11 protein-coding genes, 4 tRNA genes and 3 rRNA genes are annotated in these 17,709 nt (G+C 46.2%); 5 read left to right on the top strand and 13 right to left on the bottom strand.

What is annotated here, in order from left to right:
- The first annotated feature begins 130 nt into the window (after positions 1-130).
- Together ppk1 and ppx are read left to right on the top strand one after the other, a co-directional pair.
- Entirely contained in the window at positions 131-2,221 is a 2,091-nt protein-coding gene (gene ppk1, locus ACHFJ9_RS10800; RefSeq protein WP_005391598.1) for a polyphosphate kinase 1, read from the top strand.
- Positions 2,205-3,710: an exopolyphosphatase gene (gene ppx, locus ACHFJ9_RS10795; protein ID WP_047010200.1), complete on the top strand. Its 1,506-nt coding sequence runs from the start codon at positions 2,205-2,207 to the stop codon at positions 3,708-3,710. The genes ppk1 and ppx overlap by 17 nt, the downstream gene beginning before the upstream one ends.
- A 34-nt stretch (positions 3,711-3,744) precedes the next feature.
- Here ppx and ACHFJ9_RS10790 read toward each other — a convergent pair whose 3' ends face one another.
- Genes ACHFJ9_RS10790 through phoB form a run of 3 tightly spaced genes read right to left on the bottom strand, consistent with a single transcriptional unit; the run spans position 3,745 to position 6,732 of the window.
- Complete coding sequence (locus ACHFJ9_RS10790) at positions 3,745-4,704, bottom strand: PstS family phosphate ABC transporter substrate-binding protein (RefSeq protein WP_114323872.1); 960 nt, start codon at positions 4,702-4,704, stop codon at positions 3,745-3,747.
- A complete protein-coding gene (phoR, locus tag ACHFJ9_RS10785; RefSeq protein WP_395356799.1) occupies positions 4,704-6,002 on the bottom strand; it encodes a phosphate regulon sensor histidine kinase PhoR in 1,299 nt (432 codons plus the stop codon). Before phoR ends, ACHFJ9_RS10790 begins: the two co-directional genes overlap by 1 nt.
- Before the next feature lie 40 nt (positions 6,003-6,042).
- Positions 6,043-6,732: a phosphate regulon transcriptional regulator PhoB gene (gene phoB, locus ACHFJ9_RS10780; protein WP_005381752.1), complete on the bottom strand. Its 690-nt coding sequence runs from the start codon at positions 6,730-6,732 to the stop codon at positions 6,043-6,045.
- 224 nt (positions 6,733-6,956) lie between these two features.
- Between phoB and rdgC the strand changes: the two genes are divergently transcribed.
- The 3 genes from rdgC (at position 6,957) to ACHFJ9_RS10765 (ending at position 9,694) form a co-directional block, all read left to right on the top strand.
- A complete protein-coding gene (gene rdgC, locus ACHFJ9_RS10775; protein ID WP_005391604.1) occupies positions 6,957-7,871 on the top strand; it encodes a recombination-associated protein RdgC in 915 nt (304 codons plus the stop codon).
- Positions 7,872-8,036: 165 nt separating this feature from the next.
- Positions 8,037-9,437, top strand: coding sequence for a tRNA 5-hydroxyuridine modification protein YegQ (gene yegQ, locus ACHFJ9_RS10770; RefSeq protein WP_395356796.1), 1,401 nt, complete (start codon positions 8,037-8,039; stop codon positions 9,435-9,437).
- 2 nt (positions 9,438-9,439) lie between these two features.
- Positions 9,440-9,694: a YfhL family 4Fe-4S dicluster ferredoxin gene (locus ACHFJ9_RS10765; protein WP_031780214.1), complete on the top strand. Its 255-nt coding sequence runs from the start codon at positions 9,440-9,442 to the stop codon at positions 9,692-9,694.
- 42 nt (positions 9,695-9,736) lie between these two features.
- On the opposite strand, the gene ACHFJ9_RS10760 is transcribed toward ACHFJ9_RS10765, so the two are convergent.
- From ACHFJ9_RS10760 to ACHFJ9_RS10715, 10 genes are all read right to left on the bottom strand, one after another.
- Positions 9,737-10,045, bottom strand: a complete 309-nt coding sequence (locus ACHFJ9_RS10760) for a hypothetical protein (RefSeq protein WP_005391608.1) — start codon at positions 10,043-10,045, stop codon at positions 9,737-9,739.
- A 322-nt stretch (positions 10,046-10,367) separates the two neighbouring features.
- Positions 10,368-11,204, bottom strand: a complete 837-nt coding sequence (mepA, locus tag ACHFJ9_RS10755; protein ID WP_005391611.1) for a penicillin-insensitive murein endopeptidase — start codon at positions 11,202-11,204, stop codon at positions 10,368-10,370.
- A gap of 12 nt (positions 11,205-11,216) precedes the next feature.
- Entirely contained in the window at positions 11,217-11,549 is a 333-nt protein-coding gene (locus ACHFJ9_RS10750; RefSeq protein WP_005391613.1) for a DUF1904 domain-containing protein, read from the bottom strand.
- 344 nt (positions 11,550-11,893) lie between these two features.
- A tRNA-Trp gene (locus ACHFJ9_RS10745) sits at positions 11,894-11,970 on the bottom strand.
- A gap of 35 nt (positions 11,971-12,005) precedes the next feature.
- A tRNA-Asp gene (locus tag ACHFJ9_RS10740) sits at positions 12,006-12,082 on the bottom strand.
- A 46-nt stretch (positions 12,083-12,128) separates the two neighbouring features.
- A 5S ribosomal RNA gene (rrf, locus tag ACHFJ9_RS10735) occupies positions 12,129-12,245 on the bottom strand.
- Positions 12,246-12,338: 93 nt separating this feature from the next.
- Positions 12,339-15,231: ribosomal RNA gene (locus ACHFJ9_RS10730) — 23S ribosomal RNA — on the bottom strand.
- Positions 15,232-15,498: 267 nt separating this feature from the next.
- Positions 15,499-15,574: transfer RNA gene (locus ACHFJ9_RS10725), tRNA-Glu, on the bottom strand.
- 11 nt (positions 15,575-15,585) lie between these two features.
- Positions 15,586-15,661, bottom strand: a tRNA-Ala gene (locus ACHFJ9_RS10720).
- 95 nt (positions 15,662-15,756) lie between these two features.
- Positions 15,757-17,308, bottom strand: a 16S ribosomal RNA gene (locus ACHFJ9_RS10715).
- The 16S, 23S and 5S rRNA genes sit together here with 4 tRNA genes alongside, the layout of an rRNA operon.
- Between the last annotated feature and the right edge of the window lie 401 nt (positions 17,309-17,709).

Here is a 17,709-nt window from a genome sequence, read left to right as displayed (position 1 = left end):
CCTGAAAAGAATACAACTCTTATGCAATGCGTGGTATGAAATAAATCTGTAATGAAAATCTCATAATGTTCTCACTCATCCATTTTTCCAAGATGAGTACGTATTACTTCACTTTTGGCTAGGTAAGGTTATGAGCGCAGAAAAACTATATATAGAAAAAGAACTTAGTTGGTTGTCTTTCAACGAACGAGTATTACAAGAAGCTGCCGATAAAACCGTCCCTTTGATCGAACGTATTCGCTTTCTTGGGATCTTTTCCAACAATTTAGATGAATTTTACAAAGTACGCTTTGCGGACGTGAAGCGCAGAATCCTAATCAGCCAAGAGCGCGGTGGCAGCGATAGCCCTAAACGACTGTTAACCAAAATGCAGTCGAAAGCACTCAAGCTTAACGAACAATTTGATGAGCTTTACAGCGAATTGATTCGAGAAATGGCGCGACGTCGCATTTTCTTGGTCAACGAGCAACAACTGGATGAATCGCAACAAAAGTGGATCGCGAAATACTTCCGTAGAGAGGTCATGCCGCATATCACTCCTCTGCTAATGAAAGATGAGATCGATGTTCTGCAATTTCTCAAAGACGAGTACGCTTACATCGCCGTAGAGCTACGTAAAGAAGAACATTACCAATACGCTCTGATCGAAATTCCGACCGATCACCTTCCCCGCTTTGTGATGGTACCAGAACAGAAAGGAAAGCGTCGAAAAACCATCATCTTACTTGATAATATTATCCGCCACTGTTTGGATGAGCTGTTCAAAGGCTTTTTTGATTATGATGAGCTTAGCGGCTATGCGATGAAAATGACGCGTGACGCCGAATACGATTTACGCAACGAAATCGAATACAGCTTGCTCGAACAAATGTCTGAAGGTGTCAATCAGCGACTGACAGCAAAGCCCGTTCGCTTCGTCTACGAACGTGATATGCCGCCCCAAATGCTAGAGTTTCTTTGTAACAAGCTCAATATCTCTAATTACGATAACCTTATCCCCGGCGGCCGCTATCACAATTTTAAAGACTTCATTGCGTTTCCAAATGTTGGGCGAGAGTACCTTGAAAATAAACCGCTTCCACCAATGAAATGCGCCGATTTCGAAGGTTACGCTAACAGCTTTGATGCGATTAAAGCGAAAGATATTCTACTCTATTACCCCTACCACACTTTTGACCACATTAGTGAGTTGGTACGCCAGGCCTCCTTCGATCCAAAAGTACTTAGTATCAAGATTAACATTTATCGCGTCGCGAAAGATTCTCGCTTGATGAACTCATTAATTGATGCCGTGCACAACGGAAAAAATGTCACCGTGGTCGTGGAGCTGCAGGCTCGCTTTGATGAAGAAGCCAATATCGAATGGTCAAAAGTGTTGACCGAGGCAGGTGTGCACGTCATCTTCGGAGCGCCTGGCCTTAAGATTCATTCAAAGCTACTGATGATCAGTCGCCGTGAAGGTGAAGAAATTATTCGCTACGCGCACATCGGCACAGGCAACTTCCATGAGAAGACGGCACGAATTTATACCGACTTCTCTCTCCTTACCGCAGATCAAGAAATCACTAACGAAGTTCGTAATGTCTTCGGTTACATTGAGAATCCATATCGCCCAGTGAAGTTCAATCACCTCATGGTATCTCCACGTAATTCTCGTACCCAAATCTACCGCCTGATCGATAATGAAATTGCGAATGCCAAGCTAGGAAAGAAAGCCGCCCTTACGATCAAGGTCAATAACCTAGTCGATAAAGGCATCGTCAATAAGCTATATGGAGCAAGTACGGCGGGAGTGAAGATAAATATGATCATTCGCGGCATGTGCTCCTTAGTACCAGGCATTGAGGGAATCAGCGACAACATTCGGATCATCAGTATTGTTGACCGCTTTTTGGAACACCCACGCGTGGTGATTACCCATAACGATGGCGATCCGCAAGTCTATATCTCTTCTGCTGACTGGATGACAAGAAATATCGATCACCGCATTGAGGTGGCGGCGCCAGTCCGTGATCCACGTTTGAAACAGAGAATTATTGATATAACGAATATCCATTTTACCGATACAGTAAAGGCTCGTTTTATAGATAAGGAAATGAGCAACGCTTACGTACCACGAGGTAATCGCAAAAAAGTTCGTTCTCAAATCGCTATCTATGACTATCTTAAAAATATAGAAAAGCAAACTAGAAAACAAAATTCAGATGCCTCAAATACTTGAACAAGATACTCGCTACATTGCCGCGATAGACCTCGGCTCAAACAGTTTCCACATGGTGGTGGCCAAGGTTGTAGGCAGTGACTTACAACTGGTTAGCCGTCATAAACAGCGTGTTCGCTTAGCATCAGGACTCGACAGTGAATTGAACTTAAGTCATTCCGCGATGGAACGTGCGTTAGAGTGCTTAGCCATGTTCGCTGAGAGACTGCAAGGGCTTGATGAGTCGAATGTGCGTATCGCCGCGACACACACACTAAGACGCGCTAAAAATGCTCATCTATTCATTGAGCGTGCGAAAGAAGTGATGCCCTTCCCAATAGAAATCATCCCAGGGGAAGAAGAAGCCCGCTTGATTTACTTAGGTGTCGCTCACACTCAAGTAGAGTCAAACTCCAAGTTGGTCGTTGATATTGGTGGCGGCAGTACCGAAATGATCATTGGACAAGAGTTTGAACCTGAGCTTCTCAACAGTAAACAGATGGGATGCGTCAGCTTTACAGAGCAATATTTTAAAAACGGCAAACTGTCTGGGAAAAACTTCAATAAAGCGATGTTAGCCGCCGAGCAAAAACTCGAGTCCATCGCTTCAGCATACCGTAAAAAAGGCTGGGATATCGCTCTCGGCTCATCAGGAACCATCAAAGCAATTCAAGAAGTGCTAGTAGGATTAGGTTTTGAAGATGGCCTGATCACCGCGAAGAGACTGGACACGCTTATTGAAACTCTGTGTAATTTTGATTCAATTGAAGAGATTGAACTGACAGGTTTAACAGAAGAACGTAAGCCCGTATTCGCGGCAGGCGTGGCGATTTTGTCCGCGATTTTCAAAGCGCTTCGCATTGAGCAGATGTTTTTCTCCGATGGTGCTCTGCGCGAAGGCCTGTTGTACGAAATGGAAGAGCGTTTTGCGCGCTCCGATATACGTATGCGCACAACTGAAAATTTAGCCAACAAACACCGGGTTGACTTAGAGCATGCTGCTCGTGTTAAAGGCCATGCACGTGAGATGTTATGTCAGGTACGCTCTGAACTAGGCATTAAGAAAAAGAGTGAGTTATTTGACTTACTAGAATGGGCAGCATTGCTTCATGAAGTCGGATTAAGTATCAACTTACGTAGCTTCCATCGCCACTCTTTCTATATTCTGTTGCATTCCACTCTACAAGGCTTCAACCGTGAACAGCAATTAGTGCTCGCAACATTAGCCCGCTTCCAACGCAAAGCACTTAAACTGCAAGAACTACCAGATTTCAACCTCTACAAACAAAGTGACGTGATAAGCCTCATCAAAATATTACGACTTTCTATCGTATTAAATGGACAGCGTAACGAAGATCCATTGCCTGACATTACTTTATCCATCAAAAATGATGAATGGATTCTTACGTGCACAGATAAAGCATGGCTAGAAAACAACAAATTGCTTCATGCTGATTTACAGGAAGAACAAGAACGTTGGGACAGCGCGAAGTGGACACTCACTTTCTGATCTCGTGCTGTTCATACCTAAACAAAAAGTCGGCTTACAGGCCGACTTTTTTTAACTCTTCTTCTGCAAAATCTGCCGTAATGGGCACATAACCATCTTTCTCAACCAACGCTTGCCCTTGAGCGGAGAAAATAAAGCGAATAAACTCGGCTTCAATTGGTGTTAATGGGTAATCCGGGTGCTTATTCACGTAAACATATAAGTAACGTGATAGTGGGTACTTACCACTAACAATATGTTCTCGCGTTGGCGTCACGTAGTCATTCCCCGTTTTTGCCACCGGAACTAAACGTACACCTGCCACTCGATAACCGACACCGGAATAACCAATTCCACTGATGGTTGACGCTACAGCTTGCACAACTGACGCGGAGCCTGGCTGCTCGTTTACTCGGGTCTTGAAATCGCCGCCACATAAGGCATTGCTTTTGAAGTAACCATAAGTTCCAGAAACGGAGTTACGACCAAACAACTGTACGTTTCGCTTTGCCCACTGTGATTCAAGACCGAGTTGCTGCCAGTTTGTGACAAATTGACTTTCACCACAGCGCAGTGTTGCAGAAAACAAAGCATCTAACTGACTAAAGCTGAGCCCTTGAATTGGATTGTCTTGATGGACAAAAATACCGATAGCATCGATCGCAACCCTAAGCGCCGTTGGCTTGTAACCATGTTCACGTTCAAACGCTTCAACCTCTCTTAAACGCATCGGGCGACTCATGGGACCAAACTGAGCTGTTTGTTCGGTCAATGCAGGGGGCGCCGTGGAAGAGCCAGACGCTTGGACTTGCGCATTAATATTCGGGTAAATGGATTTAAACTCTTCAACCCAAAGCGTTGTCATACCCGCAAGTGTATCGGATCCAACAGAGAGCAAGTTCCCGACAATCCCCGTCGTTTTATGATAACTCGGCAATGGTTTATCTTGAGCGGCAGCCATACAGGAACAAACAAGCGCGAATAAACTAAATGTTTTTGCCAATCGTAACGCCATTATTTCACCACCAAACGCTCAGGCAATACAAAAGAAAACTTACTGCCCACACCTACTTCACTGTGAATTTCTAAATGAGAGTCATGGTGACTCAGCGCATGTTTCACAATAGCCAACCCTAACCCACTCCCTCCGGTATCGCGTGATCTTGCTTTATCGACGCGATAAAAACGCTCAGTAAGTCGATGGAGGTGCTGAGGTTCTATACCATCACCACTATCCTCCACCTCTAAGCATGCGCCTTGAGATGTCTGGAACCAACGAACATTAATGTTCGCGCCAGGCGGTGTGTATTTGACAGCATTATAAACGAGGTTAGAGATAGCACTACGTAACTGGTCATCATCGCCCAGTACGCGTAGGCTAGCATCAACATCAAATTTCAATTTATGTTGGTTGTCCCCACTAAGGCTGACCGCCTCTTTTTCTAGTACTTCGAGCATCGCAGGTACATTTACGACTTCTTCAAGCTCATGCATAGGTGCCGCTTCAATTTTAGATAGCGTCAGTAGTTGGTTCACCAAACTGTTCATGCGGTTGAGTTGCTCCGTCATAACACCATGCGCTTTGCTCCACATTGGGCCCACAACCATGTCAGGGTCTTCTGTCATCTCCAAATAACCTTGTAGGACCGTCATTGGTGTACGCAGTTCATGAGAAACGTTAGCAAAGAAATTACGGCGCATTCCCTCAAGTTGTTTTAACTGGCTAACATCACGCACCACCATCAAATGTTCACCTTCGGTATACGGTACGATACGTAGTTCTAGCATGCGTTCGACATTGAGTGGTGAGCGCATTTCCAATGGCTCAGAGAAGTCTTTCTTGTTGAGGTACTTGATAAAGTCAGGCGTACGAATGAGGTTGGAGATAGGTTGACCAGAGTCTTCCGGCCAATGGAAACCCAATAAGTGTTGAGCCAGTTTGTTACACCAAACGATATTGCCTTCAGCACGGAACACCACAACGGCATCGGGTAACGATTCCGCACCATTTCTGAATCGGCGAATGAGATTAGTAAGCTCTTTGCGTTTACGGCGTTGACGCTGCTGTAAGCGATACAAGCCATTGAACAAAGATTCCCAGTTACCGCTACCAGACGGTGGCGTCAGGCGCTTTTCATCCCATAACCAAGAAGATAAACGTACTTGGTTATGCAAATGCCACACAAGCTGCAATGCCGTAGCTGCCAAAAGCAACCACGGCATATAACCGAATATCCAACCTACTATCACCCATGGGCTGTAAAAAAAAGCCAGCTCCCAGGCCAGCTTTTTCCACGTTAATCTTTCAACCACTCATAACTCCAGAAATGGTACCGATAAGCTGCGTGTTAATTTATGCCTTTGTCGAGAAGCGGTATCCAGCACCACGAACAGTTTGGATCAGCTTATCGTGACCTGCGGCTTCCAATGCTTTACGCAGGCGGCGAATATGAACATCGACCGTACGATCTTCGACATACACGTTAGTACCCCAAACATTGTTTAATAGCTGCTCACGGCTGTACACACGCTCTTGATGCGTCATGAAAAAATGCAGCATTTTAAACTCTGTTGGGCCCATATCTAATGGTGCATCATTAGCCGTGACACGGTGTGATACAGGATCAAGCTTCAATCCCTGCACATCAATTACGTCTTCCAGTGCGGTCGGGGTTACACGACGAATCACCGCTTTTAAGCGGGCAACCAACTCTTTAGGAGAGAATGGCTTAGTAATGTAGTCATCCGCACCGACTTCTAAACCGCGCACTTTATCTTCTTCTTCACCACGAGCGGTAAGCATCACAACTGGAATGTTGCGCGTTAACTCCTCTCGCTTCATGTGTTTGATGAAGTTAATGCCGCTGCCGCCTGGTAACATCCAATCCAGTAAAACTAAATCAGGGAAGGGTTCAGCCAGTTTGGTTACTGCAGTATCGTAATCTTCCGCTTCCACCGCTTGGTAACCTTTCTGCTCAAGTACGAAGCACAGCATTTCGCGAATAGGAGCTTCGTCTTCAACAACCAGAATCCTTCTAGACATAATTGAGTAACCTTATGTTCGTTGAGCTAATGAATTTAAGAGACAAAGCGCCCCTCTATGCATAAGCATTATCACTACCAATTATGACACTTTTGTGACCTTTGAAAACAAATTTTCATATAACTTTCTTTTGAGGTTCATTCGGATATTTTTCATTTCTATTAAGACATCAGCACAAAAATTCCCTATGATTAGTCCCTTGTCATCAAGCCTAGAGAAGATTTATGTGGTTTAAAAACTGTCTGGTATACCGCGTTAACCGCGAGGTTACTTTCAACGCCGAACAACTAGAAACTCAACTGTCTGAATTCCGATTCACCCCATGTGGCAGTCAAGATAAACAGAAATTTGGCTGGGTCAGTGCAATGGGTAGACATGGTGACATGATGACTCACGTGTCAGAAAACCGCATTCTGATTTGCGCCAAGAAAGAAGAGAAAATGCTACCTGCCTCAGTGATCAAAGAGTCATTGAATGCAAAAGTAGAAGCAATGGAAGCGCAAGAAGGTCGTCCTCTGAAGAAGAAAGAGAAAGACAACCTGAAAGATGACATCGTAATGGATTTACTGCCTCGCGCATTTAGCCGCAGCAGCCACACTCACGTGCTCATCATGCCAAAAGAAGGGTTCATCCTTGTTGACGCAAGCAGCTACAAAAAAGCGGAAGACGTATTAGCACTACTTCGTAAAACCATGGGTAGTTTACCTGTTGTTCCTGCCATTCCAGAAGTAGCGATTGAAACAACGCTAACCGAGTGGGTGAAAACGGGCGACACACCTCAAGGTATCACCATGATGGACGAAGCTGAGCTAAAATCCGTGCTTGAAGAAGGTGGCGTGATTCGTTGTAAGAAGCAAGAGCTGACCACAGATGAAATCCGCAACCACATCGCAGCAGATAAAGTCGTAACGAAGCTTGCACTTAATTGGCAAGATCGTATTGAATTCATCATGACAGAAGATGCGGGTATTAAGCGTCTAAAATTCTCTGATGAATTGAAAGATCAAAATGACGATATTCCACGAGAAGATCAAGCAGCTCGATTTGATGCAGACTTCTCTCTGATGTGTGGGGAGTTCAGTGCTTTCCTACCCAACCTATACGATGCGCTAGGCGGCTTACCAAATCCCAACGCTTAATATTGTATAAAGGTTAACCATAACGCCCTCACTTTTTTTGAGGGCGTTTTTCTATCTGAAGCACAATTGCCCTAGTCACAGTTCACATTTTGACGTAAAATTTGCGCCCCATTTCCATTAGGTGGAATTGGCCTGACTTGTGATCAGATAAAAGAGAATTGAGCAATGACAACTGAGAAAGCATTCGTACCTGAGCTACTGTCTCCTGCGGGAAGCCTGAAAAACATGCGTTACGCATTCGCCTACGGCGCAGATGCAGTTTACGCTGGCCAACCTCGCTACAGCCTCCGCGTGCGTAACAATGAGTTTAACCACGAAAACCTAAAAATCGGTATCGATGAAGCACATGCTCTAGGCAAAAAGCTTTATGTGGTATGTAACATTCAACCACACAACTCGAAGCTAAAAACCTTCATCCGTGATCTTAAACCAATCGTAGAAATGGGTCCTGACGCATTGATCATGTCAGATCCAGGCCTAATCATGATGGTTCGTGAAGCTTTCCCAGAAATGCCAATTCACCTTTCTGTACAAGCAAACGCTGTAAACTGGGCGACTGTTAAGTTCTGGGCAGCGAATGGCGTGGAGCGTGTGATCGTTTCTCGCGAACTATCTTTAGAAGAAATCGAAGAAATTCGTGAGCATTGTCCTGAAACCGAACTTGAAGTATTCGTTCACGGTGCATTATGCATGGCTTATTCTGGTCGTTGCCTACTTTCTGGTTACATCAACAAACGTGATCCTAACCAAGGCACTTGCACTAACGCGTGCCGTTGGGAATACAAAGTGGAAGAAGGCAAAGAAAACGACGCTGGTGATATCGTAGAGAAATTTGACCCATCTGAAGCACAGCCTGTCGAAGTACAAGACGAACGCCCTGAAACCACAATTGGTCGTGGTAAACCAACGGATGAAGTCGTTCTACTTTCTGAAGCGCACCGTCCAGAAGAAAAAATGGCAGCGTACGAAGATGAGCACGGCACTTACATCATGAACTCAAAAGACCTACGTGCGGTACAGCATGTTGAGCGCTTAACTAAGATGGGTGTGCACTCGCTGAAAATCGAAGGTCGTACTAAATCATTCTATTACTGTGCTCGTACTGCACAGGTTTACCGTAAAGCGATTGATGATGCTGTAGCAGGCCGACCATTTGATGAAAGCCTAATGGGCACACTAGAGAGCCTGGCTCACCGTGGCTATACCGAAGGCTTCCTACGTCGTCATACTCACGACACCTACCAGAATTACGATTACGGCTACTCAGTCTCTGATGCTCAACAGTTTGTCGGTGAGTTCACTGGTAAACGTCGTGGCGATATGGCTGAAGTAGAAGTGAAAAACAAATTCCTTGTCGGTGATAGTCTTGAGTTAATGACGCCAAAAGGTAATGTTGTTTTCGCGCTAGAAGCGATGGAAAACCGTAAGTCAGAGTCTATTGAGGATGCCAAAGGGAATGGTCACTTCGTCTTCATTCCAGTACCAGCAGATCTAGATTTAGAATACGGTCTATTGATGCGTAACTTAAACTCAGGGCAGGACACCCGTAACCCGACTGGTAAGTAATCATGGCCTTGCTCATTACTGACAAATGCATCAACTGCGACATGTGCGATCCCGAATGCCCCAATGGGGCAATCAGCATGGGAGAAAGCATTTTCGAGATTGACCCAGCTCTATGTACAGAGTGTAAGGGACATTACGAAAAGCCGACCTGTCAGTCAGTGTGCCCGATTACAAAATGCATTATCACAGACCCGGATCATGTAGAAACAGAAGAGCAGTTACTGGAGAAGTTCGTGATTATTCAAGGGTTAGCATAAGAACAAGTAGGTTCAACTTTGGAGACAAAGTTGAACCTTTTTTTAACCCGACTTTTCAATAGGATAGATATTACAAAACAACTCTTTTTCAAAATGAGACTCTAACCTATCTCGCCAATTTTCAGCTTGGGAAACCGGCACAAGATAAAAGTTTTCTCGGCTCGTATCCGTAACGAAAGCCATTCCATATTGCATCAGCTCGTAATGCACATCATTAACAAACCCGGGATCAAGACGCTGACGTCCTGTCAGGTGATTTACATCAACCCGAGTCAATAAGACCCCTTTCGTTTCACTGCTAAATCTGTGTCTTAACCACTCTGCAAATTCTTTTGCACAAATCATAGTCATGGTTTTATCCTTGATTTACTCTTCTAGCAGGAGAAGTATCCATTCCCGCCTCACACACTTGTCTGCCTTGTTATTGCTTCGCTAGCCAACTGACAGACATATTGCTAAGAAACCAAAGTATCGTGACGAAAGATCTTTCTAAACAGAGAAGTTACGACTTATCTATACTACAACTCTTTGTTTAATTTAGATTTCTATATTATGTCACCAAAACTAATTAGGTTAGTTTTTGTATTGGTATTATTCACTGTAGACAAAAGTATGATGTTTCTCCAGTTTCATAAAAGAGATACGTAAGGGAATATAAACCTGTAGAGCCACTCTAGTTAGTAGAGATAAGTGATTGGCATTGCGGTGGAATCGCTTTTTTTCGCTTGGGCTTAGCAATAACTTTCGCAGACGGCGGCTTATCGATAGGCTTAACTTTCGGTCCCCAACTAGCGAGCTCTACCCCACAACCATCACCAGCGGGAGGCAGAGCTTGTTCAACACAGTAGCCACTCGACTCAGGACAAGATAACCTGACGTGGAAGTGGTAATGATGCCCCCACCAAGGGCGAACTTTACGTAACCAAGAACGTTCTTTGCCTTCTTCTTGCGAGCAAAGCTGCTCCTTAATGACAGGATGTACAAAAATTCGTGCAACATCCTCACTCTGTGCAGCATATCGAATCAGCCTAAAGTGCCTATCTTCCCAGCGATGGTTAAGTATGGAATACCCTTTTAAGTCCACCACACTCATTGGCTTAGGGAGTTGTAATTCGTTATAAGAAAGCGGTTGGTCAGCGAGTCTTAACCAGATATCAATATCTAACCCAGTTTGGTGACTAGAATGGCCAGAAGAAAACCTTCCTCCTCTTGGTAAAGACAGGTCACCTATAAGCAGCGTTGTGTCGAGATTTTGATGAGCTTTAAGCGCTAGGTTTTCAATAAACTCTATCGTTTTAGGGTGCCCATAGTAGCGTTTCGTTTTACTGCGTAAAACTTGATAACCAACGCCATCAAGAGGCAAAGGTAATGCACCATCCAAACAACCGTTAGCATAGCTACCAATAGAGGAAGAAGAGTTTTGGGTAGGGTTAGCAACAGACTCCCAAGGAGTAGAGTATACAGAAGCTGAGAAACATAAACCCAAAGATACAATGAAACCCAGCTTCATAGATTTTAGCCTTTAGTAGTGTTCGCCATTATCGTAATAAGCTTTAGGGGATAAAGCTGAAAAGATAACTGCAACATCAATATCCGCACCAGCAATACCACGAACTTGCTGTGTAATAAGCTTAGCAACTTTATCTTGTACTTCCTGACCACGATCAAACCAAAGCACTTCGACAAAAGGATATGCAGCACTCACCTCGCCCTCATTGAAAAACGTAGTGTAGATATACTCAAAAGTAAAATCCTCACGCGGACAGTCCATCAGAGGCTGAAGTTCATCCGTCAGAGGCTTTGATAGTGCCTGAACAGCTTGCGGCTCTACAGCACGGAATCGAAAATGTGGCATAAACTTACTTCCTAATTATTAGCATTAACTCATGATAATAACAGGAACCAAGTCAGTAATCATCCAAGCCAATGTAACCACTAACCTTTTCTATACACGTCATATAGATCAAGTAGTAAATCAACTAGCTCACTAACGAAGAATAATGGGAGTATGAACAGAGGTAAGAAGGGGTAAAATGATACACCGAAGCTTAGTGACGCAATCTATTGCAAGGGAAATAGAATGGCTTAAGTCACCGATATAATATGTTCTTAAGATCAATGTGTATCAGATATCGACAACTATTCGAACTATTCGTTAGAAATGAAAAAGGCTCTGACCTAAGTCAGAGCCTTGATATATGGCAGGGGTGGAGAGATTCGAACTCCCAACACGCGGATTTGGAATCCGCTGCTCTGCCAATTGGAGCTACACCCCTATAGTTCGTGTTTAATGAGACGACGCTCAAATAAGTGGCGGAGTGGACGGGACTCGAACCCGCGACCCCCGGCGTGACAGGCCGGTATTCTAACCAACTGAACTACCACTCCGCAGTGGTATCACTCGCTTGTAATCAGCAAGTGTCCAAAATTTAAAGCCTGGCGATGTCCTACTCTCACATGGGGAAGCCCCACACTACCATCGGCGCTATTTCGTTTCACTTCTGAGTTCGGCATGGAAATCAGGTGGGTCCAAAACGCTATGGTCGCCAAGCAAATTCTTTAATTCGGAAAGCTGTTTCTTAATTCTCGTTCTTACACATTCAATGTTCTTTCATTGAGTCCATCAAAACCCCTTGGGTGTTGTATGGTTAAGCCTCACGGGCAATTAGTACAGGTTAGCTCAACGCCTCACAACGCTTACACACCCTGCCTATCAACGTCGTAGTCTACGACAACCCTTTAGGATACTTAAAGTATCAGGGAGAACTCATCTCAAGGCTCGCTTCCCGCTTAGATGCTTTCAGCGGTTATCGATCCCGAACTTAGCTACCGGGCAATGCGTCTGGCGACACAACCCGAACACCAGAGGTTCGTCCACTCCGGTCCTCTCGTACTAGGAGCAGCCCCTTTCAATTCTCCAACGCCCACGGCAGATAGGGACCGAACTGTCTCACGACGTTCTAAACCCAGCTCGCGTACCACTTTAAATGGCGAACAGCCATACCCTTGGGACCGACTTCAGCCCCAGGATGTGATGAGCCGACATCGAGGTGCCAAACACCGCCGTCGATATGAACTCTTGGGCGGTATCAGCCTGTTATCCCCGGAGTACCTTTTATCCGTTGAGCGATGGCCCTTCCATTCAGAACCACCGGATCACTATGACCTGCTTTCGCACCTGCTCGAATTGTCATTCTCGCAGTCAAGCGGGCTTATGCCATTGCACTAACCTCACGATGTCCAACCGTGATTAGCCCACCTTCGTGCTCCTCCGTTACGCTTTGGGAGGAGACCGCCCCAGTCAAACTACCCACCAGGCACTGTCCGCAACCCCGATAAGGGGTCGACGTTAGAACATCAACACTACAAGGGTGGTATTTCAAGGACGGCTCCACGCAATCTAGCGACTGCGCTTCAAAGCCTCCCACCTATCCTACACATGTAGGGTCAATGTTCAGTGCCAAGCTGTAGTAAAGGTTCACGGGGTCTTTCCGTCTAGCCGCGGGTACACTGCATCTTCACAGCGATTTCAATTTCACTGAGTCTCGGGTGGAGACAGCGTGGCCATCATTACGCCATTCGTGCAGGTCGGAACTTACCCGACAAGGAATTTCGCTACCTTAGGACCGTTATAGTTACGGCCGCCGTTTACCGGGGCTTCGATCAAGAGCTTCGACCGAAGTCTAACCCCATCAATTAACCTTCCGGCACCGGGCAGGCGTCACACCGTATACGTCATCTTGCGATTTTGCACAGTGCTGTGTTTTTAATAAACAGTTGCAGCCACCTGGTATCTGCGACTCTCAATAGCTCCATCCGCGAGGGACTTCACCGTCGAGAGCGTACCTTCTCCCGAAGTTACGGTACCATTTTGCCTAGTTCCTTCACCCGAGTTCTCTCAAGCGCCTTGGTATTCTCTACCCGACCACCTGTGTGTCGGTTTGGGGTACGATTCCTTACAATCTGAAGCTTAGAGGCTTTTCCTGGAAGCATGGCATCAATGACTTCACATCCGTAGATGCTCGACGTCGTGTCTCAGCCTTAAAGAGAGCCGGATTTACCTAACTCTCAAGCCTACGCACTTGAACCTGGACAACCGTCGCCAGGCCCACCTAGCCTTCTCCGTCCCCCCATCGCAATTGTAAGAAGTACGGGAATATTAACCCGTTTCCCATCGACTACGCCTTTCGGCCTCGCCTTAGGGGTCGACTTACCCTGCCCCGATTAACGTTGGACAGGAACCCTTGGTCTTCCGGCGAGGAGGTTTTTCACCCCCTTTATCGTTACTCATGTCAGCATTCGCACTTCTGATACGTCCAGCATGCGTTACCACACACCTTCAACCGCTTACAGAACGCTCCCCTACCCAATACTCAAAGAGTATTGCCGCAGCTTCGGTTTACTACTTAGCCCCGTTACATCTTCCGCGCAGGCCGACTCGACCAGTGAGCTATTACGCTTTCTTTAAATGATGGCTGCTTCTAAGCCAACATCCTGGCTGTCTGAGCCTTCCCACATCGTTTCCCACTTAGTAGTAATTTGGGACCTTAGCTGGCGGTCTGGGTTGTTTCCCTCTCCACGACGGACGTTAGCACCCGCCGTGTGTCTCCCGGATAGTACTTACTGGTATTCGGAGTTTGCAAAGGGTTGGTAAGTCGGGATGACCCCCTAGCCTTAACAGTGCTCTACCCCCAGTAGTATTCGTCCGAGGCGCTACCTAAATAGCTTTCGGGGAGAACCAGCTATCTCCAGGTTTGATTGGCCTTTCACCCCTAGCCACAAGTCATCCGCTAATTTTTCAACATTAGTCGGTTCGGTCCTCCAGTTGATGTTACTCAACCTTCAACCTGCCCATGGCTAGATCACCTGGTTTCGGGTCTATATCCAGAGACTGAACGCCCAGTTAAGACTCGGTTTCCCTACGGCTCCCCTAGATGGTTAACCTTGCCACTGAATATAAGTCGCTGACCCATTATACAAAAGGTACGCAGTCACAGGACAAAGCCTGCTCCTACTGCTTGTACGTACACGGTTTCAGGTTCTATTTCACTCCCCTCACAGGGGTTCTTTTCGCCTTTCCCTCACGGTACTGGTTCACTATCGGTCAGTCAGTAGTATTTAGCCTTGGAGGATGGTCCCCCCATATTCAGACAGGATATCACGTGTCCCGCCCTACTCGATTTCACTGAATATGCGTCGTCAGTTACGGGGCTATCACCCTGTATCGCCAAGCTTTCCAGCTTGTTCACCTGACGCCTATAAAGCTTAAGGGCTAGTCCAATTTCGCTCGCCGCTACTTTCGGAATCTCGGTTGATTTCTTTTCCTCGGGGTACTTAGATGTTTCAGTTCCCCCGGTTCGCCTCGTTATGCTATGTATTCACATAACGATACTTACTTATGTAAGTGGGTTTCCCCATTCGGAAATCCCAGACTCAAGTGGTTTTTTACTACCTAATCTGGGCTTATCGCAAGTTAATACGTCCTTCATCGCCTCTGACTGCCAAGGCATCCACCGTGTACGCTTAGTCACTTAACCATACAACCCGAAGGAGTTTCGAGTTGATAATCAAATCACCAAAGTTGTCTCTCATTATTTGAATGAGCGAGAGACATATCGATTTTGCCGGACTCAAATTCCAAGAACACTTGAATGTGTTTTTAGTTGTATTCATAAATGAATACTTTGAGAACTTTACAAACAACAATAAATTGTTGTTTTGTCAGCTTTCCAAATTGTTAAAGAGCTAATCACTTCTAATGAAGTAACCATTTTTAAAAACTCTCAAGAGAGAATGTTTAAAGATGGTATCCCGTAGGGGAGTCGAACCCCTGTTACCGCCGTGAAAGGGCGGTGTCCTAGGCCTCTAGACGAACGGGACACAGAAGTATGTGGTGGAGCTAATCGGGATCGAACCGATGACCTCTTCGCTGCCAGCGAAGCGCTCTCCCAGCTGAGCTATAGCCCCACATAAATTGCTTCAGCATTTTATGCAGAACCAATTTTGCTCTGAAATCTAAACCATATCAATCTGTGTGAACACTCATCGCAATAATCATCGTATAAGGAGGTGATCCAGCGCCAGGTTCCCCTAGCGCTACCTTGTTACGACTTCACCCCAGTCATGAACCACAAAGTGGTAAGCGTCCCCCCGAAGGTTAAACTACCTACTTCTTTTGCAGCCCACTCCCATGGTGTGACGGGCGGTGTGTACAAGGCCCGGGAACGTATTCACCGTGGCATTCTGATCCACGATTACTAGCGATTCCGACTTCATGGAGTCGAGTTGCAGACTCCAATCCGGACTACGACGCACTTTTTGGGATTCGCTCACTCTCGCAAGTTGGCCGCCCTCTGTATGCGCCATTGTAGCACGTGTGTAGCCCTACTCGTAAGGGCCATGATGACTTGACGTCGTCCCCACCTTCCTCCGGTTTATCACCGCAGTCTCCCTGGAGTTCCCGACATTACTCGCTGGCAAACAAGGATAAGGGTTGCGCTCGTTGCGGGACTTAACCCAACATTTCACAACACGAGCTGACGACAGCCATGCAGCACCTGTCTCAGAGTTCCCGAAGGCACCAATCCATCTCTGGAAAGTTCTCTGGATGTCAAGAGTAGGTAAGGTTCTTCGCGTTGCATCGAATTAAACCACATGCTCCACCGCTTGTGCGGGCCCCCGTCAATTCATTTGAGTTTTAATCTTGCGACCGTACTCCCCAGGCGGTCTACTTAACGCGTTAGCTCCGAAAGCCACGGCTCAAGGCCACAACCTCCAAGTAGACATCGTTTACGGCGTGGACTACCAGGGTATCTAATCCTGTTTGCTCCCCACGCTTTCGCATCTGAGTGTCAGTATCTGTCCAGGGGGCCGCCTTCGCCACCGGTATTCCTTCAGATCTCTACGCATTTCACCGCTACACCTGAAATTCTACCCCCCTCTACAGTACTCTAGTCTGCCAGTTTCAAATGCTATTCCGAGGTTGAGCCCCGGGCTTTCACATCTGACTTAACAAACCACCTGCATGCGCTTTACGCCCAGTAATTCCGATTAACGCTCGCACCCTCCGTATTACCGCGGCTGCTGGCACGGAGTTAGCCGGTGCTTCTTCTGTCGCTAACGTCAAACGATGCCGCTATTAACGACAACGCCTTCCTCACGACTGAAAGTACTTTACAACCCGAAGGCCTTCTTCATACACGCGGCATGGCTGCATCAGGCTTGCGCCCATTGTGCAATATTCCCCACTGCTGCCTCCCGTAGGAGTCTGGACCGTGTCTCAGTTCCAGTGTGGCTGATCATCCTCTCAGACCAGCTAGGGATCGTCGCCTTGGTGAGCCCTTACCTCACCAACTAGCTAATCCCACCTAGGCATATCCTGACGCGAGAGGCCCGAAGGTCCCCCTCTTTGGCCCGTAGGCATCATGCGGTATTAGCCATCGTTTCCAATGGTTATCCCCCACATCAGGGCAATTTCCTAGGCATTACTCACCCGTCCGCCGCTCGACGCCGTTATCGTTCCCCGAAGGTTCAGACAACTCGTTTCCGCTCGACTTGCATGTGTTAGGCCTGCCGCCAGCGTTCAATCTGAGCCATGATCAAACTCTTCAATTTAAGATTTTGTTCGGCTCAATGAATACTGAACATTACATAAAGTAATGTTTGAATTGACTGTGCTGAATCCGAAGATTCAATGGTCACTTCGTTTCATTGAAACCTAATTTGAAGCTGAAGCTTCTAATTGGATTATCATCAACGAGTGCCCACACAGATTGATAGGTCTATATTTTTAAAGAGCACACTTTGAACTTCTCTTCAAAGTGGACGGCCATTTTAGCTAGATAACTTATCGTGTCAAACACTTTTTTAAGTTATTTATCTGCGAGTTAATTCTTAACTCACTGACCTTGTTGTCTAGGCTTCGCTTAACTTGCTTTCCCTTGACAACGGAGGCGCATTATAGGGCGTTCATTAAGGAACACAAGTGCATTTTTAAAAAAAACTCACCTTTTTAG

Origin of the sequence: Vibrio sp. D3 (assembly GCF_043995865.1) — a bacterium.
Lineage (GTDB): Bacteria > Pseudomonadota > Gammaproteobacteria > Enterobacterales > Vibrionaceae > Vibrio > Vibrio diabolicus.
The sequence above is the reverse complement of the archived record's forward strand: the minus strand, read 5'-3'. Positions and strand labels throughout refer to the sequence as shown.